General features: G+C 69.6%; 22 protein-coding genes. 5 read left to right on the forward strand and 17 right to left on the reverse strand.

Annotated features, from left to right (window positions below; translation table 11 throughout):
- Positions 1-16: 16 nt before the first annotated feature.
- Together lolD and WG923_RS19185 are read right to left on the reverse strand one after the other, a co-directional pair.
- Entirely contained in the window at positions 17-745 is a 729-nt protein-coding gene (gene lolD / locus WG923_RS19180) for a lipoprotein-releasing ABC transporter ATP-binding protein LolD (protein ID WP_445322949.1), read from the reverse strand.
- Positions 738-1,994, reverse strand: a complete 1,257-nt coding sequence (locus tag WG923_RS19185) for a lipoprotein-releasing ABC transporter permease subunit (RefSeq protein ID WP_340352592.1) — start codon at positions 1,992-1,994, stop codon at positions 738-740. The genes lolD and WG923_RS19185 overlap by 8 nt, the downstream gene beginning before the upstream one ends.
- 78 nt (positions 1,995-2,072) lie before the next feature.
- Here WG923_RS19185 and WG923_RS19190 point away from each other — a divergent pair, with 78 nt between their 5' ends.
- Genes WG923_RS19190 through WG923_RS19200 form a run of 3 tightly spaced genes read left to right on the forward strand, consistent with a single transcriptional unit; the run spans position 2,073 to position 6,015 of the window.
- On the forward strand, positions 2,073-3,011 hold the full coding sequence (locus WG923_RS19190; protein ID WP_340352593.1) for a phosphoglycerate mutase: 939 nt from the start codon (positions 2,073-2,075) through the stop codon (positions 3,009-3,011).
- Complete coding sequence (recJ, locus tag WG923_RS19195; RefSeq protein WP_340352594.1) at positions 3,008-4,717, forward strand: single-stranded-DNA-specific exonuclease RecJ; 1,710 nt, start codon at positions 3,008-3,010, stop codon at positions 4,715-4,717. Before WG923_RS19190 ends, recJ begins: the two co-directional genes overlap by 4 nt.
- 41 nt (positions 4,718-4,758) lie before the next feature.
- A complete protein-coding gene (locus WG923_RS19200) occupies positions 4,759-6,015 on the forward strand; it encodes a 6-phosphofructokinase (RefSeq protein ID WP_340352595.1) in 1,257 nt (418 codons plus the stop codon).
- A gap of 62 nt (positions 6,016-6,077) precedes the next feature.
- Here the strand turns inward: WG923_RS19200 and WG923_RS19205 are convergent, their stop codons facing one another.
- From WG923_RS19205 to WG923_RS19235, 7 genes are all read right to left on the reverse strand, one after another.
- Positions 6,078-6,407, reverse strand: a complete 330-nt coding sequence (locus WG923_RS19205) for a hypothetical protein (RefSeq protein ID WP_340352596.1) — start codon at positions 6,405-6,407, stop codon at positions 6,078-6,080.
- A gap of 7 nt (positions 6,408-6,414) precedes the next feature.
- On the reverse strand, positions 6,415-6,729 hold the full coding sequence (locus WG923_RS19210) for a hypothetical protein (protein ID WP_340352597.1): 315 nt from the start codon (positions 6,727-6,729) through the stop codon (positions 6,415-6,417).
- Positions 6,730-7,265: 536 nt separating this feature from the next.
- Complete coding sequence (gene dcd, locus WG923_RS19215) at positions 7,266-7,832, reverse strand: dCTP deaminase (RefSeq protein WP_340352598.1); 567 nt, start codon at positions 7,830-7,832, stop codon at positions 7,266-7,268.
- Positions 7,833-7,905: 73 nt separating this feature from the next.
- Entirely contained in the window at positions 7,906-8,883 is a 978-nt protein-coding gene (locus tag WG923_RS19220) for a tripartite tricarboxylate transporter substrate-binding protein (RefSeq protein ID WP_340352599.1), read from the reverse strand.
- Between the two features lie 28 nt (positions 8,884-8,911).
- The gene (gene guaD / locus WG923_RS19225; RefSeq protein WP_340352600.1) at positions 8,912-10,222 is read right to left on the reverse strand and encodes a guanine deaminase; all 1,311 of its coding nucleotides are present in this window, start codon (positions 10,220-10,222) and stop codon (positions 8,912-8,914) included.
- Between the two features lie 5 nt (positions 10,223-10,227).
- A complete protein-coding gene (locus WG923_RS19230; RefSeq protein WP_340352601.1) occupies positions 10,228-11,301 on the reverse strand; it encodes a BMP family ABC transporter substrate-binding protein in 1,074 nt (357 codons plus the stop codon).
- 187 nt (positions 11,302-11,488) lie between these two features.
- Entirely contained in the window at positions 11,489-12,562 is a 1,074-nt protein-coding gene (locus WG923_RS19235) for a D-alanyl-D-alanine carboxypeptidase family protein (RefSeq protein WP_340352602.1), read from the reverse strand.
- A gap of 139 nt (positions 12,563-12,701) precedes the next feature.
- On the opposite strand from WG923_RS19235, the gene WG923_RS19240 reads away from it, so the two are divergent.
- Both WG923_RS19240 and WG923_RS19245 read left to right on the forward strand, forming a co-directional pair.
- Positions 12,702-14,396 carry a thiamine pyrophosphate-binding protein gene (locus WG923_RS19240; protein ID WP_340352603.1) on the forward strand — a complete coding sequence of 565 codons (1,695 nt, stop codon included), beginning with the start codon at positions 12,702-12,704 and terminating at the stop codon, positions 14,394-14,396.
- 34 nt (positions 14,397-14,430) lie between these two features.
- Entirely contained in the window at positions 14,431-15,402 is a 972-nt protein-coding gene (locus WG923_RS19245; RefSeq protein ID WP_340352604.1) for a Bug family tripartite tricarboxylate transporter substrate binding protein, read from the forward strand.
- A 73-nt stretch (positions 15,403-15,475) separates the two neighbouring features.
- On the opposite strand, the gene WG923_RS19250 is transcribed toward WG923_RS19245, so the two are convergent.
- The 8 genes from WG923_RS19250 to WG923_RS19285 form a co-directional block, all read right to left on the reverse strand.
- A complete protein-coding gene (locus WG923_RS19250; protein ID WP_340352605.1) occupies positions 15,476-16,501 on the reverse strand; it encodes an adenosine deaminase in 1,026 nt (341 codons plus the stop codon).
- A gap of 137 nt (positions 16,502-16,638) precedes the next feature.
- Positions 16,639-16,896 (reverse strand): DUF2442 domain-containing protein, encoded by a 258-nt coding sequence (locus WG923_RS19255; protein WP_340352606.1) that lies wholly within the window; start codon positions 16,894-16,896, stop codon positions 16,639-16,641.
- Positions 16,868-17,107, reverse strand: a complete 240-nt coding sequence (locus WG923_RS19260) for a DUF4160 domain-containing protein (protein WP_340352607.1) — start codon at positions 17,105-17,107, stop codon at positions 16,868-16,870. The genes WG923_RS19255 and WG923_RS19260 overlap by 29 nt, the downstream gene beginning before the upstream one ends.
- 128 nt (positions 17,108-17,235) lie before the next feature.
- Complete coding sequence (locus WG923_RS19265) at positions 17,236-18,405, reverse strand: BMP family ABC transporter substrate-binding protein (protein ID WP_340352608.1); 1,170 nt, start codon at positions 18,403-18,405, stop codon at positions 17,236-17,238.
- Between the two features lie 38 nt (positions 18,406-18,443).
- Positions 18,444-19,364 (reverse strand): ABC transporter permease, encoded by a 921-nt coding sequence (locus WG923_RS19270; RefSeq protein WP_340352609.1) that lies wholly within the window; start codon positions 19,362-19,364, stop codon positions 18,444-18,446.
- Positions 19,364-20,437 (reverse strand): ABC transporter permease, encoded by a 1,074-nt coding sequence (locus WG923_RS19275; protein WP_340352610.1) that lies wholly within the window; start codon positions 20,435-20,437, stop codon positions 19,364-19,366. The genes WG923_RS19270 and WG923_RS19275 overlap by 1 nt, the downstream gene beginning before the upstream one ends.
- Entirely contained in the window at positions 20,430-22,058 is a 1,629-nt protein-coding gene (locus tag WG923_RS19280; RefSeq protein ID WP_340352611.1) for an ABC transporter ATP-binding protein, read from the reverse strand. The genes WG923_RS19275 and WG923_RS19280 overlap by 8 nt, the downstream gene beginning before the upstream one ends.
- Positions 22,059-22,074: 16 nt before the next feature.
- Positions 22,075-23,007, reverse strand: coding sequence for a LysR family transcriptional regulator (locus WG923_RS19285; RefSeq protein ID WP_340352612.1), 933 nt, complete (start codon positions 23,005-23,007; stop codon positions 22,075-22,077).
- Between the last annotated feature and the right edge of the window lie 11 nt (positions 23,008-23,018).

A 23,018-nucleotide genomic window follows, 5' to 3' on the forward strand; every position in this document is an offset into this window, starting at 1 on the left:
CGTGCACGCCGTGCAGTTACCCCTCGCCCAGCACCCCCGACGTCAGCCGCAGCATCCGCCCGCAGCGCGCCGCCAGCGACTCGTCGTGCGTGACCATCACGAAGGCCGTGCCGCGCTCGCGCGCCAGCCGCAGCATCAGCGCGAACACCACGTCCGCCGTGCCGCGGTCGAGGTTGCCGGTCGGCTCGTCGGCCAGCACGCAGGCCGGATGCGCGACCAGCGCCCGCGCGATCGCCACGCGCTGGCGCTCGCCGCCCGAGAGTTCGGACGGCCGGTGCTTCATCCGCTCCTTCAGCCCCACCGCAGTGAGCATCTCCGCGGCCTGCTGGTGCACCTGCTCCACCGGCAGGCGGCGGATGCGCAGCGGCATGCCCACGTTGTCCAGCGCGCTGAATTCCGGCAGCAGGTGATGGAACTGGTAGACGAAGCCCAGGTGCTGGTTGCGCAGCCGGCCCTGCGTGGCCGGATCGAGCGAGGACAGCTCGCGCCCCATCAACTGCACCTTGCCGCTGGTGGGCGCATCGAGCCCGCCCACCACGTGCAACAGCGTGCTCTTGCCCGAGCCGGAAGCGCCGACGATGGCGAGCGTCTCGCCCGCGTGCACCTCCAGGTCCACGCCCTTGAGCACCTCGACGTCCAGCCCGCCTTCGGAGAAGCGCTTGGTCAGCCCCTGGCACGCGAGCACCACGCCCTGGTGCGGTTCCACCTCGGCCAGCGCGGCATGCGGCATCGCGACGTCATTCATAGCGCAGGGCCTCCGCCGGGTTGACGCGGCTGGCGCGCCAGCTCGGATACAGCGTGGCCACGAAGGCGAGCACCAGCGAGATCAGCGCGATCGGCAGGATGTCGTTGGCCTGCGGGTCGCTGGGCATGCGGCTGATCAGGTAGATGTCCTTGGGCAGGAAGCTGGCGTTGAGCGCGTGCTCCAGCGCCGGCACGATCGTCTCGATGTTCACCGCCACGGCCAGCCCGAGCAGCAGCCCGGCCAGCGTGCCGATCACGCCCACCGCCGCGCCCTGCACGACGAAGATCCCCATGATGCTGGCCGGGCTCGCGCCCAGCGTGCGCAGGATCGCGATGTCGGCGCGCTTGTCCGTCACCGTCATCACCAGCGTGCTCACGAGGTTGAACGCCGCCACCGCGACGATCAGCGTGAGGATGATGAACATCATGCGCTTTTCGAGCTGCACCGCCGCGAACCAGGTGCGGTTCTGCCGCGTCCAGTCGCGCACCAGGAACTCGCCGGAGAGAGAGGTGGTGAGCTGCGCCGCCACCTCGCGCGCGCGATTGAGGTCGCGCAGCTTCAGGCGGATGCCGGTCGGCCCCTCGAGGCGGAAGATGCGCGCCGCGTCGTCGATGTGCAGCAGCACCAGCCCGCTGTCGTATTCGAAATGGCCGGAATCGAAGGTGCCGACCACCGTCATCTGCTTCAGGCGCGGCACCACGCCGGCGGGCGTGACCTGGCCGCCGGGCGCGATCAGCGTCACGGCATCGCCGTCGCGCACGCCCAGGTTGCGCGCCAGCTCCGCGCCCAGCACGATGCCGAACTGGCCCGGCACCAGCTTGTCCAGCGCGCCCTGCGTGGTGGCGGCCGCGAGGTCCGTGACCTGCGATTCGAGTTTCGGGTCGATGCCGCGCACGATCGCGCCGCGCATGTCCTCGCCGCGGGCGATCAGCGACTGCGTGGCGATGAAGGGCGCGGCGCCGATCACCTCGGGGTTGCGCCGCACTTCGGCCAGCGTGCGGTTCACGTCCGGCAGCACGCCGCCGCCGGGGCCGTACACCTCCACGTGCGACACCACGCTGAGCATCCGGTCGCGCACTTCCTTCTGGAAGCCGTTCATCACGGACAGCACGATGATCAGCGCCGCCACGCCCAGCGAGATCCCGAGCATCGAGACGCCGGAGATGAAGGAGATGAAGCCGTTGCGCCGCGTGGCGCGGCCGGCGCGGGTGTAGCGCCAACCCAGCACGAGCTCGTAAGGAAGCGCCATTCGCTCGTTCAGACAAAGTGTTGCATCGGCCGGCATTGTGGCATCCCCGACAATACGGCTGTGTCAGACGGAGTCCACTTGCTCGTTCCCTTCGCCCATTGCCGGGCGCAACCCTGCCGCGAGGCCCTGCGCGGCCTCGCCCTGCCCCAGTTCCGCAAGCTGCTCCAGCGCCTGGTCGTGGAGGGCACCGACGAGGGCGATCCCGACAGCCTCTCCACGCCGCACGAGCGTGCGGTGGCGCGCGCGCATGGCCTGCAACCGGCGGATGGCCTCGTTCCGATGGCCGCCATGCAGGTGCAGCAGGCGGGCGGGGATGCCGGCAGCACCGGCTGGGCCTGGATCACGCCCTCGCACTGGCGCGTGGGGCAGGACCACATCGACATGGTGCATCCGCAGGAGCTGCAGCTCGATGGCGACGATTCGCAGGCGCTGCTGGCGGCCATGCAGCCCTACTTCGCCGAGGACGGCATCGCGCTCGGCTACGACGCGCCGCTGCGCTGGCTGGCGCGCGGCGACGTCTTCCGCGGCCTGCCGAGCGCCTCGCTCGATCGCGTGATCGGCCGCGGCATCGCCAATGCCTGGATGCCCGGCGGGCCGGACGCCGGGCCGGTGCGGCGGCTGCAGCAGGAAATGCAGATGCTGCTCTACACGCTGCCGCTGAACGACGAGCGCCAGCGCGGCGGCCTGCTGCCCGTCAATTCCTTCTGGATCAGCGGCACGGGCGCGCTGCCTGCGGGCGAGGCCTTCCATCCTGCACCGGGCCTGCAGGTCACGCCCTACCTGCGCGACGCCGCCCTGCTGGGCGACTGGCACGCGTGGGCCGAGGCGTGGCAGCAGCTCGACGCGCGCGACGGCGCGAGGCTCAACGCCGAGGCGGAGCGCGGCACGCCGGTGCGCGTCACGCTGTGCGGCGAATCCAGCGCGCGCACGTGGACTTCGGCGGGCGCCTCGGGCTGGCGCCGCATGGCCGGCTGGTTCGGCAGCCCCACGGTCGCCGACCTGCTGGAGGGCCTGTGAAGATCATCGCCCGCGACGTCCCGCCGCGCGCCGCGTGGGCGCTGGAGCAGGCCGGCATCCACCCGCTGCTCGCGCGCCTGTATGCCGCGCGCGGCGTGCTGGCCCGCGAGGAACTGGACAACGGCCTGGCCAGGCTGCTGGCACCCGACACGCTCAAGGGCGCCACCGAAGCCGCCGTGCTGCTGGCGGAGGCCATCGCCGCCGGCCAGCGCATCTGCATCGTGGCCGACTACGACTGCGACGGCGCCACCGCCTGCGCCGTGGGCGTGCGCGGCCTGCGCCTGCTCGGCGCGCGCGACGTCACGTACCTGGTGCCGGACCGCGTCGTCGACGGCTACGGCCTCACTTCGGCGATCGCTCAGCGCGTCAAGGCCAGCGGGGCGCACGTGCTGCTCACGGTGGACAACGGCATCGCCAGCATCGAGGGCGTGGCCACCGCGCGCGAACTGGGCCTGCAGGTGCTGGTGACCGACCACCACCTGCCCGGCGCCGTGCTGCCGGAGGGTGCGCTGATCGTCAACCCGAACCAGCCGGGCTGCGGCTTCGAGAGCAAGTCCATCGCCGGCGTCGGCGTGATGTTCTACGTGCTGCTCGCCCTGCGGGCGGAGCTGCGCGCGCGCGGCGTGTTCGACGACCGCAACCAGCCCCGGCTCGATGCGCTGCTGCCGCTGGTGGCATTGGGCACCGTCGCCGACGTCGTCAAGCTCGATGCCAACAACCGCCGGCTGGTCGCGCAGGGATTGCGCCGCATCCGCGCGGGCGCCCTGCCCTGCGGGCTGGCGAGCCTGTTCGCGGTGGCGGCGCGCAAGCCCGAGACGGCCACCACCTTCGACTTCGGCTTCGCGCTGGGCCCGCGCATCAATGCCGCGGGCCGGCTGGCCGACATGACGATCGGCATCGAGTGCCTGCTCACCGACGATGCGGCACGCGGCGACGAACTGGCGCGCGCGCTCGACGCGATCAACCGCGAGCGGCGCGAGATCGAGGGCGACATGCGCGAGCAGGCGATCGCGCTGGCCGAGGCGCTGTTCGAGGAAGGCGAGGATCCGCCGCCCGCCATCTGCGTGTTCGATCCCGATTTCCACGAGGGCGTGGTCGGCATCGTGGCCTCGCGCATCAAGGACAAGCTGCACCGGCCGACCTTCGTGTTCGCCGCCAGCCAGGCGCCCGGGCGCGAGCACGAGCTCAAGGGCTCGGGCCGCTCCATCCCCGGCTTCCACCTGCGCGATGCGCTGGACCTCGTCGCCAAGCGGCATCCGGGCGTGCTGCTGCGCTTCGGCGGCCATGCCATGGCCGCCGGCTGCGCCGTCGCCGAGGAGCACCTGGACGTGTTCGAGCAGGCCCTGGCACAGGTGGCGCAGGAGTGGCTGGACACGGCCACGCTGCTGCGGCGGCTGCACACCGACGGGCCGCTGGCGCGCGAATACTGCCGGCCGGACCTGGTCGACGCGCTGCACGGCGAGGTCTGGGGCCAGGGCTTCGCGCCGCCGGTGTTCAGCGAGGAAGTCGAGGTCGTGTCGCAGAAACTGGTGGGCGAAAAGCACCTGTCGCTCAAGCTGCGGCACCAGGGCCAGCCGGTCGATGCGATCTGGTTCGGCCACACGCAGCCGCTGCCGGCGAAGGTGAAGATCGCCTTCCGGCTGGAGGCCGACGAGTGGCAGGGCGCCCGGCGCGTGCGCTTCCTGGTGGAAGGCGCCGAGCTGTAAGGCCTTCCTTTGCGGGCCGGAAGCCGCCATGATCTCGGACCATGGCCCGCAAGAACGCCTTCTACGCGCAGTCCGGCGGAGTCACCGCCGTCATCAATGCATCGGCCTGCGGCGTGATCGAGACCGCCCGCGCCAACCGCGACCGCATCGGCCGGGTGTTCGCGGGGCGCGACGGCATCATCGGCGCCCTCACCGAGGACCTGATCGACACCGGCAAGGAATCCGCCGCGGCGATCGCGCAGCTGCGCAACACGCCCGGGGGCGCCTTCGGGTCCTGCCGCTACAAGCTCAAGTCGCTGGAGAGCCACCACCGCGAATACCAGCGCCTGATCGAGGTGTTCGATGCGCACGACATCGGCTTCTTCTTCTACAACGGCGGCGGCGATTCGGCCGACACCTGCCTGAAGGTGAGCCAGCTCGCCGAGTCCATGGGCTACCCGATCCAGGCGATCCACATCCCGAAGACCGTGGACAACGACCTGCCCCTGACCGACTGCTGCCCCGGCTTCGGCTCGGTGGCCAAGTACGTGGCGGTGTCCGCGCTGGAAGCCTCGCTCGACGTGCGCTCCATGGCGCGCACCTCCACCAAGGTGTTCGTGCTCGAAGTGATGGGGCGGCATGCGGGCTGGATCGCGGCGGCCGGCGGCCTGGTCGAGGACCACGGGGTGCCGGTGGTGGTGCTGTTCCCCGAGATCCCGTTCGAGGAGGAGCGCTTCCTGGCGCGCGTGGAGGAACTCGTGGCGCGGCACGGCTTCTGCACGGTGGTGGTGTCCGAGGGCGCGCACCACGCCGACGGCCGTTTCCTCGCGCAGCAGGGCCCTCGCGACGCCTTCGGGCACGAGCAGCTGGGCGGCGCGGCACCCGTGGTGGCCCGCATGATCCGGCATGCGCTGGGCCACAAGTTCCATTGGGCCGTGGCCGACTACCTGCAGCGCGCCGCGCGCCACATCGCCTCCACGACCGATGCGCGGCAGGCGTACGAGGTCGGCGCCGCCGCGGTGAAGCTCGCGCTGGCGGGCCACAACGCGGTGATGCCCACGATCGAGCGCGTCAGCGACAAGCCGTACCGCTACCGCTTCGGGATGGCGCAGCTCACCGACGTGGCAAACGTCGAGAAGTTCATGCCGCGCCACTACATCACGCCCGACGGCTTCGGCATCACGGAGGAATGCAAGCGCTACCTGCGCCCGCTGATCCGCGGCGAGGACTACCCGAAGTACAAGGAGGGCTTGCCGGTCTACGCGACGCTGAAGAACGTGGCGGTCGCGCGCAAGCTGGCGACCTTCGACCTGCGCTGAAAAGACAAAGCCCCGCGTTGCGGGGCTGGCCTCGGTCCCCGCCTGCGCGGGGACGACGCAATCTACGCAGTGCCCAGCACGGGCATCGCGCTGTGCTGCGGATCGTCGAAGTAGGCGAACAGGCGGGCGGCGATCGCCGCGAGTTCCGGGTCGTCCGTCGCGCGGGCGCATGCCAGTTGCCACATCGCGTATTCGCGGTCGCCCAGCATCATGTCGGTGTTCACGCAGCGGCCCCGCCCGGCCATCAGCAGCGCGAAGCTCGCGAGCAGCGTCGTGGGGCAGTAGCGCGGCGTCGCCTCGAAGCCCAGGCTTTCGTCGCCAGCTGCAAGCAAGGGACCGGGTGCGCCAGTGCGCGTCGCGCCGGCGGAAGAACGCATGTGCAGCGGATTCATGGCGGCCTCAGCGATAGCTGAAACTGACCGGGACCGCGCCGGTCGCGGTGGGGCTGGCCAGCGGCTGCGCCGGCTGCGCATTCGGATCCATGTGGCTGCAGCTGGCGATGGTGGAACCCGGGATGTACTGCAGGCAGTCCGCCAGGGCCATCTGCTGGACGATCGTCTCGTTCTGCCGGGCCTCCGCCTTGCGCACCTGGTGGCTGCACAGGAGCCAGAACGACAACAACTGCGCCATGGCCACGCCGGCGAGCAGCATCCACAGCCATTGGCTGCGCGACGGCGGATCGGTCTCGGCGGCGGCATGGATGACGGTCGACATGGCGGACTTCCTTGGGTGGATTTCATCGTAGGCCTGCGCGCGCTGCCGCGCCAGAGTGGCCGTCGCGAGATGCTGTAGGACAAAATCTTGACGCGGCAGGAGAGGCTACGTAGCCCATGATGGAACGGCTGCGCGCAGGCGCAACCGCCTTGTGGGTGAGCCCTGGCAAAGCCCATCGCCATTGCGGCTGGTGCAGCACGCATGCGTTGCGTGCGAGCCACCGCGCCTGGACAGGGCCGCGCGGCGGTGGCAGGCTGGGCAGAAGGCGCAGGCGCGCGGATCGGCTGGGAGCGGGCGCTCGCACAGCGCCTGCAGGGCACGAAGCGCGCTGACGCCGCGGTGAGCAGGATTTCACGCTCGCGGGTCCGCTGGGCAACGCGCCGGATGCCGCCTGCGCGGCACCGTTTCGCCTGCCTGGCCGCACGCAGGGTGCCCGGCCATGCGCACCGCGAAGCGAGCGCCCACGTGAGGCCCCTCCGGAGAGGGCCGGATCGACTACAAGCGCAGTGGCGAAACCCACCCGGCGGCGGCCGCCCTCACGCCTTCGGCAGCGTCACCCCGTGCTGCCCCTGGTACTTGCCGCCGCGGTCCTTGTAGCTCACGTCGCAGGCCTCGTCGCTCTCGAAGAACAGGACCTGCGCGCAGCCTTCGCCAGCATAGATCTTGGCGGGCAGCGGCGTGGTGTTGGAGAACTCCAGCGTCACGTAGCCTTCCCACTCGGGCTCGAAGGGCGTGACGTTGACGATGATGCCGCAGCGCGCATACGTGCTCTTGCCCAGGCAGATGGTCAGCACGTTGCGCGGGATGCGGAAGTACTCCAGCGTGCGCGCGAGCGCGAAGCTGTTGGGGGGGATGATGCAGACGTCGTCGTGGAAGTCGACGAAGCTCTTCTCGTCGAAATTCTTCGGGTCCACCACCGTGCTGTGGATGTTGGTGAACACCTTGAACTCCGGCGCGCAGCGGATGTCGTAGCCGTAGCTGGAGGTGCCATAGCTGATGACGCGCCGTCCCGCGACCTCGCGGACCTGGTTCGGCTCGAACGGTTCGATCAGGCCATGCTGTTCCGCCATGCGGCGGATCCACTTGTCGCTCTTGATGGTCATCGGGGAAACTCCTGGGCGGCTATTCTAGGTGGGCGCCCCGTGGCCTCCCCTTGACCTCGCGCAGGGGGGCGCTTCAGTTGGCCTTCACGCCCGCCTTGACCAGCAGGCCGCCGAGCGTGTCGATCTCGCTCACCAGGTGCGCCCGCAGGGCCGCCGGCGTGGCCTGTTCGGCGCTCACCGCGGAAACACCCATGCCGTCCAGGCGCGCGCGCACCTCCGGGTCCGCCACGGCCTTCTGCAGGGCCGCCGTGAGCTGCTCCAGCACCGGCTTCGGCGTACCCTTGGGCGCATACAGGCCGAAGGAGATGTTGATCTCGAACCCCTGCACGCCCGCTTCCGCCAGCGACGGCACGTCGGGCAGCGAGGCCAGCCGCGCCTTGCCCGCCGCGGCATAGGCCTTGATGCGGCCGGCCTTGACCGAGGGCACGGTGCCCGAGGTCTGGTCGCACAGCACGTCGACCTGGCCGCCCATCACGTCGTTCAGCGCCGGCCCGGTGCCCTTGTACGGGATCTCGTTGAGCTTCACGTTCAGCGCGTTCATCAGCATCAGGCCGCACAGGTGCGAGGCCGAACCGATGCCGGCGTGCGCAAGGCTCACGCTGCGGCCGTTCGCGCGCAGGTAGCCCACGAACTCCTGCAGGTCTTTCGCCGGAAAGCCGTTGCGCGCCACCACCACCATCGGGCCGCTGGTGGCGGAGCCGATCGGCTCGAAGTCGTTCACCGGGTGGTAGGGCAGGTCCTTGTACATGGCCAGGTTGGTGGCGTGGCTCACGTGGATCATCAGCAGCGTGTAGCCGTCCGGCGCCGAGCGCGCCACCTTCGCCGTGCCGATGGTGCCGGAGGCGCCCGCGGGGTTGTCGACCACGATCTGCTGCCCCAGCGTCTTCTGCATCGCCGCCGCGAACACGCGGGTGATGGCGTCGCCCGGGCCGCCGGGCGCGTAGGGCATCACCATGGTGATAGGCTTCGCGGGCCAGGCCTGCGCGAACGCTCCGCTGGCGCAGGCGAGGGCGATCAGGGCGCCGGCAAGGCGCAGGACGGCAGCGTGCATGGCTTTCCCCCTTTGGCTGCGGGAGAGTCTATGCAGCGGCGGCCTTGCGCCGGCTGGTGATAACCCCATCGACGGCCACCTGCTCGACGACGCGGTCATCGCCCAGCACGATCATCGAGAACAGCAGTTCGTCGAGATTGCGGGCATGCGCCGTCTTGCGCGCCAGCAACGGCGTGGCCTGCGGGTCCAGCACCACGAAGTCGGCCTCGCAGCCGGGACGCAGGTTGCCGATCACGCCCTCCAGGCCGAGCGCCTGCGCCGCGCCGGCCGTGTGCTGCCACCACAGGTCCTGCGGTGCGAGGCTCACGCCGATCTTGGTCTGCCCTTCGCGGCCCACGTAGTACGCCGCGAGCATCGTGTGGAAAGGGCTGAAGCTGGTGCCGCCGCCCACGTCGCTCGCCAGCCCGTAGCGGAAGCCGGCGCGGCGCGCGGCCTCGTAGTCGAAGAAGCCGCTGCCCAGGAACAGGTTGCTGGTGGGACTGACGGCCGCCGCGGCGCCGCTGGCGCGCAGCAGGGCGCGATCCGTGTCGTCGATGTGGATGCAGTGCGCGTAGATGGCGCGCTCGCGCAGCAGCCCGAAGTCCTCGTACACCGACAGGTAGCTGCGCGCGTGCGGGAACAGCTGGTGCACCCAGCGGATCTCGTCGCGGTTCTCCGCCACGTGCGACTGGATCCACACATCCGGGTAGCGCGCCGCCAGTTCGCCGGCGCCGCGCAATTGGGCCTCGGTGCAACTCGGGGCGAAGCGCGGCGTGATCGCATAGCCCAGGCGCGCGCGCCCCTGCCAGCGGCGGATCAGGGCCTCGGTGTCGAGCAGCGACTGCTCCGTCTCGTCGCGCACGCCGTCGGGCGAGTGCCGGTCCTGCAGCACCTTGCCGGCGATCATGCGCAGGCCGCGGCGCTCGCTTTCCTCCAGCAGCGCATCGACCGAGTGCGGATGCGAGGTGCAGAAGGTGAGCGCCGTGGTGACCCCGTTGCGCAGCAGCTCGTCGAGGAAGACATCGGCCATGGCCACCGCGTGCGCGTGGTCGGAAAAGCGCGACTCGTGCGGGAAGGTGTAGTCCTCCAGCCAGGGCAGCAGGCCTTCGGCCGGCGAGCCGATCACGTCGGTCTGCGGAAAGTGCAGGTGCAGGTCGATGAAGCCCGGCGCGAGGATGCGGCCGGGCAGGTGCGTGACGTGCACGCCGGGGTAGTTGCCGGCCAGCGCCGCGTGCGCGCCGGCGGCGCGGATCACCTTGCGGCCGGCGGCATCGGGACCCACGACGAGGAGGCCATCGGGCTCGTAGCGGGCCGAGCCGTCGTCGTGGAAGGAAAGGAGCGCTGCGCGATAGGCCTGCATCGGGCCTATTTTGCGATCTTCCCCTGCACGCCGGAGACGAGGAAGTTCATGCCGAGGATCTGTTCGTCCGTCATGGCCTTGCCCCTGGGCACGACCAGCCGGCCCTCGTTGTCCTCGATCGGGCCCGTGAAGGGCCGCAGGGCGTGCGCGGCCATGGCGTTCTCCCCGTTGGTCACCTCCACCTGCACCGCCTTCGGGACCTTGGGGCCGAAGAAGGCCACGCGGATCATGCCTTCCCCCACGCCGCCCCAGAAGTTGCCGCTCTTCCAGGTGCCGTTCAGCACGGCCAGGGTGCGGTCCTTGTAGTACTCGCCCCACAGGTGGGTCACCGCCAGCAGCTGGGCGTCCGGCGCCACCTTGCGCATGTCGGAGTGGTAGGCGATGGCCAGCTTGCCGCGCTCCTGGGCGGCGGCCATGATCGCGGTGGACGCCGTGTGGAAGGAGACGACGTCCACGCCCTGGTCGAACAGCGCCATCGCCGCGTCGCGCTCCTTGCCCGGATCGAACCAGGTGTTGAGCCACACCACCTTGACCTGCGCCTTCGGGTTCACCGATCGCATGCCGAGCGTGAAGGCATTGATCCCCTGCAGCACTTCCGGGATCGGAAAGCCCGCCACGTAGCCGGCCAGGTTGCTCTTCGTCATGCGGCCGGCGGCGATGCCGGCCAGGTAGCGGCCTTCGTAGTAGCGCGCATTGGCCGCCGCGACGTTGGGGGCGGTCTTGTAGCCCGTGATCGACTCGAACCTGACCTCGGGATGCTCCTTCGCCACCTTCAGCGTGGGCTCCATGTAGCCGAAGCTGGGCGTGAAGATCAGCTTGTTGCCCTGCGCGACCAGGTCGCGGATCACGCGCTCGGCGTCCGGTCCCTCGGGCACGTTCTCCACGTACGAGGTCTTCACGCGGTCGCCGAAGTACGACTGCACGGCCTGGCGCCCCAGTTCGTGCTGGTGCACCCAGCCGGCGTCGGTGAGCGGCGCGACGTAGACGAAGGCGACCTTCAGCGGCTCGGCTTTCTGCGCCTGTGCGGGGAAGGAAAAGGCCAAAGCCGCCATGGCCATGGCGGCGAGGTTTTTGTACATGGTGTTCCTCTACATGGCCCCGGGGATGTCGGAAAAGAAAAAGGTCGCCGGGGCGCGACCTGTTCGTGTCTGGGGGCGATTTTACGACGGCGGCCGAGGGGGCCGGGGGAGTGCCCCCACCCCAGCCCTCCCCCGGAGGGGAGGGAGGAGGCCCGGCCCTCCCCCAAGGCGGGAGGGAGAGGGGAACTCAGGCGTCGGGGTGCTGGTGCAGCCAGCGCTTGACGATCTCGGCGTCGCGGATGCGCGTGACCTTGCTGGCGGAGTCGAGGAACACCATGATCAGGTTGCGGCCACGGACCTGCGTCTGCACCAGCAGGCACTGGCCGGCCTCGGAGATGTAGCCCGTCTTCTGCAGGCCGATCTTCCACGCGCCCTCGCGCACCAGCCGGTTGGTGTTCACGTAGTTCAGCTCGCGGCCGTCGGCGGCCTCGATCTCGTAGCCGCGCGAGGTGGAGTACTTGCGCATCAGCGGATGCGTGTAGGCGGCCTCGGCCAGCACCGCGAGGTCGCGGGCGCTGGACTGGTTGCCGCTGGAAAGCCCCGTGGGGTCGACGTAGCGCGTCTGCAGCATCCCGAGCTGGCGCGCCTTGTTGTTCATCGCGCTCACGAAGGCCGGCAAGCCGCCGGGGTAGGTGCGCCCGAGCGCATGCGCCGCGCGGTTCTCGCTGGACATCAGGGCCAGGTGCAGCGCCTCGCGGCGCGTGAGCACGGTGCCCACCTGCAGGCGCGAGCTGCTGTGCTTGATGCGGTCCACGTCGTCGCTGGCGATGGTGATCTTCTCGTCCAGCGGCAACCGCGCCTCGGAGACGACCAGGCCCGTCATCAGCTTGGTCAGCGAGGCGATGGGGCGCACGTCGTCATCGTTCTTGCCCAGGAGCACTTCATCGCTTTCGGTGTCGATGACGTAGGCGACGCGCGCCTTCAGCGGCAGCATCGCCGGGTCGGCCGGCAGCACCTGCACCACCACGGGCCGCGGCGCGGCAGCCACCTTCCTGGCGCGGCGCGGCTTCGCGGCCACGGCAATCTTCACGGATTTCGCGCGGCTGGCCTTCGCGCCATGCCTGGCCTTCGCGGCCACGGCCTTCGCGCCGGGCCTGGCCTTCACGGCCCGGGCCTTCGCGCCGTGCTTGGCTTTCACGGCCACCGCCTTCGCACGCGGATGAGGCTTCGCCGCGAAGCTCTCCAGCGGAGCCAGCGCGATGAAGAAGGCCAGCAGGGCGAGCCACCAGCGGGCAGCGAGGGGGCTTCGGGAAACGGTCATCCCTCCTAGGGTGCTTGCGTCGGAGAAAGTTCCGCCGCGGGCGAGGTATCCGCCTACACGGATGCGGACTGCATACGAAAGCTCCTGCGGTGCTGGAGGCGGCTCCCTATACTGGCCCGCTCAGCTTGAAGGAGGCGGGATGACCCCCATGAACGGCGCCGACGCGCTGGTGCGGATGCTCCAGCTCAATGGCGTGAAGCACATCTTCGGCCTGTGCGGCGACACGAGCCTGCCTTTCTACGACGCGCTGGCGCGGCTGGACCACGGCATCGACCACATCCTCACGCGCGACGAGCGCAGCGCGGCCTACATGGCCGACGGCTACGCGCGCGTGACCGGCAAGCCCGGCGTGTGCGAAGGCCCGAGCGGCGGCGGCGCCACCTACCTGCTGCCCGGCATCGTGGAGGCGAACGAGTCCGCGATCCCCGTGCTGGGCATCACGTCGGACGTGTCGGTGGGCGCGCGCGGCAAGTTCCCGCTGACCGAGCTGGACCAGCTCGCCCTGTACCAGCCGCTGACCAAGTGGAACACGCGCATCGACCGCGTCGACCAGATCCCGCAGGCCGTGCGCGCCGCCTTCCGGGCGATGACCACCGGCCGCCCCGGCGCCGCGCACATCTGCCTGCCGTACGACCTGCAGAAGCAGGCGATCGACCCGGCGGAGGTATGGGCGCAGCCGGGGCACGACCGCTATCCGGCCTACCGCTTCGCGCCGGACCGCGCCGACGTCGAACGCGCCGCACAGATGCTGGTCGCGGCGCGCGCGCCGGTCTTCCTCTGCGGCGGCGGCGTGGTGATCTCGGGCGCGGGCGCGGAACTCGATCGCCTGGCGACGCTGCTCGACGCCCCGGTGTGCACCACCGTCAGCGGCCAGGGCAGCCTGGCCAGCGCGCATCCGCTGAATGCCGGCGTGGTCGGCACCAACGGCGGGGTCGAGGCGACGCGGGCGGTGGTGGCGCAGGCGGACCTGGTGATGTTCGTCGGCGCGCGCGCGGGCTCCACCAGCACCGAGCACTGGAAGATGCCGGGGCGCGAGCGCACGATCCTGCACCTGGACATCGATGCGATGACCATCGCCACCAACTACCGCACCGACGTGGCGCTGGTGGGCGACGCGAAGCTGGGACTGGCCGCGCTGGCCGATGCAGTGCAGCGACGCATCGCGCATCGTCCCACCGATGCCGTCGACGGACGTGCCGTCACCGCCCGCTGCCGCGCGCAGAAGCACGCCTTCTTCGCCGGCCTCGCGGAGTCGCAGGACCGCCCGATCAAGCCCGAGCGCGTGGTCGATGCGCTCAACAAGCTGCTGCCGCGCGAGGCGATCGTGGTCGCCGACCCCGGCACGCCCTGCCCCTACTTCGCCGCCTACTTCGACGCCCCGCAGGCGGGCCGGCACTTCATCACCAACCGCGCGCACGGGGCGCTCGGCTTCTCGCTCTCCGCCGCGGTAGGCGCGCAGTTCGGCCGGCCCGATGCGATGGTGGTCTCGGTGATGGGCGACGGCAGCTTCGGCTTCACCTGCGGCGAACTCGAGACCCTGGTGCGCCGCAGGATCCCGCTCAAGATGATCGTGTTCTCCAACTCGGTCTTCGGCTGGATCAAGGCCAGCCAGAAGACGGGCTACGAGCAGCGCTACTTCTCCGTCGATTTCAGCCGCACCGACCACGCCCGCGTGGCCGAGGCCTTCGGCGTGAAGGCGTGGCGCATCGAGGACCCGGCGGACGTGCACGGCGCGATCAAGGCCGCGCTGGCGCACGACGGCCCGGCCCTCGTCGATGTGATCTCGCAGGAACTGCAGGACACGGCGGTGCCGGTGAGCCAGTGGATGGGTTGAGTTTCCTCTTTCGCACTCGAAGAAAGGCAACACGATGAGCAGCAGTTGGAACCGTCGCACGATCCTCGCCGGCCTGGCGGCGCTGGCCTGCGGCACGGGCGCCCTCGCGCAGGGCGACGCGCCGCTGCGCCTGGTGGTCACCTTCCCGCCCGGCGGCAGCACGGACATCGCGGCGCGCATCCTCCAGCCGGAGCTGGCCAGGCGCACCGGCCGCACCGTGGTGGTCGACAACAAGCCGGGCGCGGCCAGCCAGGTCGCCACCAGCTTCGTCGCCAAGGCGCCGCCGGACGGCAACACGCTGCTGGTGAGCTTCGACACGCACGCGATCAACCCGATCGCCAAGCCGAAGCTGCCCTACGACACCTTCAAGGACTTCGCGGGCGTGACGCTGGCGGTGCGCTTTCCGCTGGTGATCGGTGCCTCGGCCTCCGTCGCCGCCAAGGACCTGCGCGGCTTCCTCGACGACGCGCGCCGGCAGCCGGCGAAATTCAGCTATGCCTCGACCGGCGTCGGCTCGATGAACCACCTGGTCATGGAGGACATCAAGCGGCGCGCCAACGTCTTCGTGCTGCACGTGCCGTACGGCGGCGGCGGGCCGGCGGTGCAGGCCGTGCTGGGCGACGTGTCGCAGCTCACGCTCCTGAGCTATGCGGCGCTCAAGGGGCAGATCGCCGCCGGCAAGATCAAGCCGCTGGCGGTCACCGGGGCGAAGCGCCTGCCGGACCTGCCGGACGTGCCCACCGTGGCGGAGTCCGGCTTCCCGGGCTTCGAGGCCTATTCGTGGATCGGCATCTTCGCGCCGGCGGGCACGCCGCCCGACACGCTGCGCAAGCTCACCGAGGACTTCCGCGCGACGCTGAACTCCCCCGAGGTGCACGCGAAGCTGACGCAGGCCGGCTTCGAGGTAATGGCCACCGATGGCGCCGGCGTCGAACGCCACGCGCGGCAGGAGTACGAGCGCTGGAACGCGTTCGTGCGGAATACAGGGTTGAAGCTGGAGGACTAGCTCTCGGGCTCCCTCCCCCTCTGGGGGAGGGCTGGGGTGGGGGCGCTCCCCGCGCTGTCCTGCCTGCCGGGTGCTACGCGGCCGCGAACTCCACGTCGAGCCGCTCGATGTACCGCTTCTTCGCCGAAGGCTCCGCGAAGCTGCCCTCGAAGCTGTTGCGCGCCAGCTGGTACGCATGCCGCACGTCCATCCCCGTCGCGGCGAACGTCTGCAGGAAGTTCGCGTTGATGTAGCCGCCGAAGTAGGCCGGGTCGTCCGAGTTCACCGTTGCGACCAGGCCCGCATCCAGCAGTTCGCGCAGGTTGTGCTGTTCCAGTTTGGGGAACACCTGCAGCTTCAGGTTCGACAGCGGGCACACGGTCAGCGGGATGCGGTCCTGCGCCAGCCGCTTCACGAGCGCAGGGTCCTTCATCGACTGCACGCCGTGGTCGATGCGTTCGACCTTCAGCACGTCGAGCGCAGCCCAGATGTATTCCGGCGGCCCCTCCTCGCCCGCATGCGCGACGAGGTGCAGGCCCTGCTGGCGGCATTTGGCGAACACGCGCGCGAACTTCTCCGGCGGATGGCCCACTTCGCTCGAATCGAGGCCCACGCCGATGAAGCGATCCCGGAACGGCAGCGCCTGCTCCAGCGTGTCGAACGCCTCTTCCTCGCTCAGGTGGCGCAGGAAGCACAGGATCAGTTCCGCATCGACGCCGAGGTTCTTCGCGTCGGTGCAGGCGCGGTGCAGCCCACCGATCACCGTTTCCATGGGCACGCCGCGCGCCGTGTGCGTTTGCGGATCGAAGAAGATCTCCGCGCGCAGCACGTTGTCGTGCCGCGCCCGCTGCAGGTAGGCCCAGGCCATGTCGTAGAAGTCCTGCTCCTTGAGCAGCACGCTGGCGCCGGCGTAGTAGATGTCGAGGAAGCTTTGCAGGTTGCTGAAGGCGTACGCGCGGCGCAGGTCTTCCACGCTGGCATACGGCAGGCTCACGCCGTTGCGCCTGGCGAGCTGAAAGATCAGCTCGGGTTCGAGCGAACCCTCGATATGGATGTGCAGCTCGGCCTTCGGCATCGCGGCGAGCAGGGACTGCAGGTCGGCGGGGACGGGTGCGTGCATGGTCTGCACAGCATACGGCGTCGGGGGATGATCTGCCGCTGTCGCGGGATCCGGCTCGTCGCGGGATTCGTGGAGAGCAAGGGTGAATCGACGGCAAGCCTCTTGCACAGATGCGAGCCGGACGAAGCCCGCTGCCGTCAGACGTCGACGCCGGATACGAGTGGAAATGCTCCGGGATCTCGAAGCGACTCGACGGACAGATCGATATCGAGGAGCGGCCAGTAAAGGTGATTCTCGCTGGGGCGTTCGACCGCCAGAATTTGCTCCACGGTCGCCTTCCTGAACCAGGGGAAGGCAGCGTAAGGAACCGCCAGTTCCTCGTCCCCAAGCAGCACCCAGAAACCATGAGCCGAGATGTGGGTGACTTCAGCCCCCGAAGTGACGGCGCCACGCATCTTCGATCTCCTTCAAATGGGCGCTGACCACGGCCTGCGCTTGCCGGAGCTGGGCCGCTGACAGCCCCATGTTCACGGCCAAGTGTACGTCGGGCGTCAGCCAGAACTTGGCCTCACCATCGGGATGGGCGACATGCACGTGGATTCGTGGCTCTTCGCGGGAGAAGAAGAAAAGTCGGAACTGCCCGTCACGAACGATCGTCGGTGCCACTTTGGGACTCTACCCCACGCTGCCCCGCCACAGGCACGCCCCGCCGCAGGACGAGGGCCCGTCAATGCAAACAAAAAGCCGGAGCGGCTCACACCACTCCGGCTTCGCGATGACAACGCAGAAGCGCGTTACTTCTTATCCCCGCCCGGCACCTTCCCCTCCACGCCCTTGACGTAGAAGTTGATGCCGCCCAGGAACTTGTCGTCGGCCGCGGCGTCCTTGGCCAGGACTTCCTTGCCGGTGTTGTCGGAGAGCGGGCCCTTCCAGATCACGAGGCTGCCGTCCTTGAGGCCGGCCTTGACCTTCTCGAGCTGCTGCTTGGCGGCGTCCGGCACGTCGGCGGCGACGTTCACGAAGTCGATCGCGCCTTCCTTCACGCCCCACCAGCTCTGGCCCGTCGTCCACTTGTTCTCGAGCACGTCACGCACGGCCTTGATGTAGTACGGGCCCCAGTTGATCACCGCGGAACCCAGGTGCGCCTTGGGACCGTAGTTGCTCATGTCGCTGTCCCAGCCGAAGGCGCGCTTGCCCATCTTCTCGGCCGTCTGCAGCACGGCGGAGGAGTCGGTGTTCTGCATCAGCACGTCGGCGCCGCCGTTGATCAGCGAGGTGGCCGCTTCGGTTTCCTTCGGCGGATTGAACCAGTCGCCCACCCACACCACGCGGGTCTTGACCTTCGGGTTCACCGACAGCGCACCGAGCGTGAAGCTGTTGATGTTGCGCACCACTTCGGGGATCGGGATCGAGCCGACCACGCCCAGCGTGTTGGTCTTGGTCATGGAGCCCGCGATCACGCCGGCCATGTACGCGCCTTCGTAGGTGCGGCTGTCGTAGGTGCGCAGGTTCTCGGCGGTCTTGTAGCCGGTGGCGTGCTCGAACTTCACGTCCTTGTGGTCGGCCGCGACCTTGAGCATCGGCTCCATGTAGCCGAAGGTGGTGCCGAAGATCAGCTTGTTGCCCTGGCTCACCATGTCGCGCATCACGCGCTCGGCGTCGGCCGACTCGGGCACCTTCTCGACGAAGCTGGTCTCGACCTTGTCGCCGAATTCCTTCTCCACCGCCTTGCGGCCGTTGTCGTGCGCGAAGGTCCAGCCGCCGTCACCCACGGGGCCGACATAGGCGAAGGCGATCTTGAGCTTCTGCGCCGCGGGAGCGGGCGCCGAGGCCGGGGCCGCCGCGGTGGGCGCGGGCGCCGGGGCGGGCGCGGGGGTCTCCTGCTTGCTGCAGGCAGCGAGGCCCGCCACGGCGGCCGCGAGGGCCGCGGCCTGGAGCAGGGAGCGTTTCTTCAGATCGGTCATGCCAGTTCCTCTGGGGGACGGTTGGGGTGAAACACGAATTATGTTCCGGGATAGAAGGGCTTACCAAGCGAGGCCGGCATGTTGACGCGGATCCACGCCGGGTTGCGCGAGATCAGGGCCAGCACCACGATGGTGGCGAGGTAGGGCAGCATGTTCAGGAATTCGCTCGGCACCTCGACGCCCGTGCCCTGCAGGTGGAACTGCAGCATGGTCACGCCGCCGAAGAGATAGGCTCCGAGCAATACGCGTGCCGGCCGCCAGGTGGCGAAGGTGGTCAGCGCCAGCGCGATCCAGCCCTTGCCCGCGACCATGCCCTCCACCCACAGCGGCGTGTAGATCACCGAGATGTACGCGCCGGCCAGCCCGCACAGGGCGCCGCCCGCCACCACCGCCATCAGCCGGATGCGACGCACGGGATAGCCCAGCGCGTGCGCCGCCTCGGGCGACTCGCCCACGGAGCGCAGCACCAATCCGGCGCGCGAGCGGTACAGGAACCACACGAGCCACACCACCAGGCCGATGGCGAGGTAGACCATGGGATGCTGGCGGAACAGCGCGGGGCCCAGCACGGGGATGTCGCCCAGCAGCGGCAGCGAGAAATGCGGCCGCTCGGGCAGCTTCTCCTGCACGTACTTGATGCCGGCGAAGGCCGAGAAGCCGGCGCCGAACAGGCTCAGGGCCAGCCCGGTCGCGTACTGGTTGGTGTTCATCCAGATCACCAGCAGACCGAAGGCGGCGGCGAGCAGCGCGCCCGCGCCCATGCCGGCGAGGAAGCCGAGCCAGTCGCTGCCCGTGTGCACCACCGCGGCGAAGCCGGCGATGGCGGCGCACAGCATCATGCCCTCGGCCCCGAGGTTGACGATGCCGGACTTCTCGTTGATCAACAGGCCCAGTGCGGCGATGGCCAGCACCGTGCCCGCGTTGAGCATCGAGGCGAAGAGGAGTGCGTACTGGTCCATCAGGCTTGCGCGGGGGTGGAGGGCGAAAAGCGGATGCGGTACGCCATCAGCGTGTCGCAGGCGAGCAGCGTGAACAGCAGCAGGCCCTGGAACACGCCCGTCAGCGACTTGGGCAGGCCCAGGCGCGACTGCGCCAGCTCGCCGCCGATGTAGAACATGCTCATGAGGATGGCCGAGAACACCATGCCCACCGGATGCAGGCGGCCGACGAAGGCGACGATGATCGCGGCGAAGCCGTAGCCCGCCGGCACGTAGGGCGTGAGCTGGCCGATGGGCCCCGCCACTTCCAGCGCGCCGGCCAAGCCGGCGGCGCCGCCGGAGACCAGCAGCGCCGTCCACAAAGCCTTGCGCGAAGAGAAGCCGGCGTAGCGGGCCGCGGCCGGCGCGAGGCCGCCCACCTGCTGCGCGAAACCCGCGCGCGTGCGGAACAGGAACACCCACAAGGCCGCCACGCCCGCCAGCGCCAGCAGCACGCCGATGTTCACGCGCGAGCCCTGCATCAGCTTCGGGATCTGCGTGACCGCCTCGAAGGTCTTGGTCTGCGGGAAGTTGTAGCCCTGCGGATCCTTCCACGGGCCGAACACCATGTAGTTCAGCGTGAGCGTGGCCACGTAGACCAGCATCAGGCTCACCAGGATCTCGTTGGCGTTGAACTTGTCGCGCAGGATGGCGGTGAGGCCTGCCCAGGCCATGCCTCCGACCACGCCGGCCAGCAGGATCGCCAGCACGATCAGCCGGCTGGTGTCCTTGCCCGCGAGCAGCGCCACGCCGCCCGCGGCCACGGCCCCGATCACGAACTGGCCTTCGGCGCCGATGTTCCACACGTTGGAGCGGAAGCACACCGCCAGCCCCAGCGCGATGATCAGCAGCGGCGTCGCCTTGACCATCAGCTCGCCGAGCCGGTAGCCGGAGCTGATCGGCTCCCAGAAGAACACCTGCAGGCCGCGCACCGGGTCCTTGCCCAGCGCCACGAACAGCAGCGTGCCGAGCAGCACCGTGATCACCAGCGCCAGCAGCGGCGAAGCGATGCCCCAGAAGCGCGAGGGTTCGGGCCTTGGCTCCAGCTTAAACATTGTCCCTGCCTTTCTCCCTCTCCCTTTGGGAGAGGCCTCCGGGGTCCCCGGAAAAAGCGCTTGCGCTTTTTTCGGGGTGGGAGGTGGGGGTGAGGGCACTCGCCGCCGCCTCCCGCAACGGATGCACCACCCACAACCCGCTCATCCACTCCCCGATCAGCGTCACCGTCGCCCGCGCCCGCTCGATGCTCGGCGACAGCCGGCCCTTGGCGATCACGTGCAGCCGGTCGCTGATCTCGAACAGCTCCTCCAGCTCCTCGGAGACGACCAGCACCGCGCAACCGGCGTCGCGCAGCGCCAGGATCTCGGCGCGGATCTGCGCCGAGGCGCCGACGTCCACGCCCCAGGTCGGCTGCGACACGATCAGCAGCTTCGGGTTGGCGTCGATCTCGCGCCCGACGATGAACTTCTGCAGGTTGCCGCCGGAGAGCGACTTGGCCGCCGCGTCCGGCCCGCCCGCCTTCACGTTGAACTTCTCGATGATGCGCAGCGCCTGCTGCTTCAGGCCCTTGACGTCGATCCAGCCGCTGCGGTTGACCGCGTCGGTGCGCGTGAGCAGCAGGTTCTGCGCGAGGCCCAGGCCCGGCACCGCACCGCGGCCCAGGCGTTCCTCCGGCACGAAGTGCAGCCCGAGGTCGCGCCGGTCGGCCGGGTCCAGCCGGCCGGCGTGGATGCCGCTCACCTGGATCATTTCCGGGGCAGCCCGCCGATCCTCGCCGGACAACGCGAACAGCAGCTCGCGCTGGCCGTTGCCCGAGACACCGGCGATGCCCACCACCTCGCCCGCGTGCACCTCGAAGGAGATGTCGTCCAGGTCGTGGCCGAACTGGTCCTCGCGCGGCAGTGTCAGGCGCTGCACCTCCAGCACCACCGGCCCGGGCTGCCGCTCGTGGTGTTCCAGCTGCGGCGGCTCGGCGCCGATCATCATGCGCGACAGCGACGCATTGCTCTCGCGCCGCGGATCGCAGTCGCCGGTGACCTTGCCGCCGCGCATCACGGTGCAGGCGGTGCACAGCTCGCGGATCTCGTGCAGCTTGTGCGAGATGTAGAGGATGCTGCAGCCCTCGGAGGCCAGCTGCTTGAGCACCACGAACAGCTTTTCCACCGCCTGCGGCGTGAGCACCGAGGTCGGCTCGTCGAGGATCAGCAGCTTCGGGTTGGTCAGCAGCGCGCGGATGATCTCCACCCGCTGCATCTCGCCCACCGACAGCGTGTGCACGGGCCGCGCCGGATCGACCTCCAGCCCGTATTCCTGCGCCTTGGCGGTGATGCTGTGCGTCACCTGGTTCAGCGTGAGGCTCTTGTCCAGGCCGAGCCACACGTTCTCCGCCACGGTGAGCGTGTCGAACAGGCTGAAGTGCTGGAACACCATGCTGATGCCCAGCGCCCGCGCCTCCTGCGGGTTGCGGATGTGCACGGGCTGGCCGTCGAACAGCACGCTGCCTTCGTCCGGCTTGACGGCGCCGTAGATGATCTTCATCAGCGTGGACTTGCCCGCGCCGTTCTCGCCGAGGACGGCATGCGTCTCGCCCGGCAGCACCTGCAGCGAGACGTCGCTGTTGGCCACCACCGAGGGATAGCGCTTCGTGATGTGCGCGAGCTGCAGGCGCGGGATGCTCACTCGTCGGGTCTCCACGTCATTGCGGTTTCAGGCCCGCGGCCGCCTCGCGCACGCGCTCGCGCAGCCAGCGGGCGGCGGCGGACTGGTGCGTGCGCTCGTGCCACAGCTGGTAGTACACGAGGTCGGGAAAGGCCACGGGGCACTCGAGCACCTGCACCGGCAGGCGGTCACGGAAGCGCTCGCAGAACTGGCGGCCGGTGGTGAGCACGAGCAAGCTCGATGCCACCATGCGCGGGATCAGGCCGAAGTGCGCGCAGCGCGCCGTGATGTTGCGCGCCAGGCCCTGCTCTTCCAGGTACTCGTCGATCACGCCGCGCGCCCCGGGGTGCGTGGGCGTCGGCGCGATGTGGTCTGCCTCCAGCCAGCTCTCGGTGGTCCAGCCGCGGCGCACGGCCGGGTGCTCGCGCGAGACCATGCACACGATCCGGTCGGTGAACAGTTGCGACAGGTGCAGGTCCTGCGGGGGCTTGAGCCAGTTGCCCACCACCACGTCGATCTCGCCCTGCGCGAGCCGCGCGTGGTAGTCGGAGGCGGCGGTCAGCGGATGGATCTCGATGTGCGCCTGCGGTGCCTGCGCCTTCACGGACGCCACCACCTGCGGCAGGAAGGCGGGGTCGAGGTAGTCGGCAGCGGCGATGCGGAAGGTGTGGGCCGCCGTCTGCGGCTCGAAGCCGCGCGCGTCCGAGAACAGCACCTCGGCGGCACGCAGGATGCTTGCACTGGGCTCGATCATGCGCAGGCCGGCGTCGGTGGGCACCATCGCGGTTCCCGAGCGCACCAGCAGGGGGTCGCCCGCGAGTTCGCGCAGGCGCTTGAGGGCGGCCGAGACCGCCGGCTGGTGCATGCCCAGCCGAAGTGCGGCGCGCGAGACACTGCGTTCCGTCAGCACGGTATGCAACACCCGAATCAAGTGGAGGTCTATCCTGTCGAAAAGCGCCTGGTCCCTCATACCTTTGCCTG

Origin of the sequence: Ramlibacter sp. AN1133, from assembly GCF_037890035.1 — a bacterium.
Taxonomy (GTDB): domain Bacteria; phylum Pseudomonadota; class Gammaproteobacteria; order Burkholderiales; family Burkholderiaceae_C; genus Ramlibacter.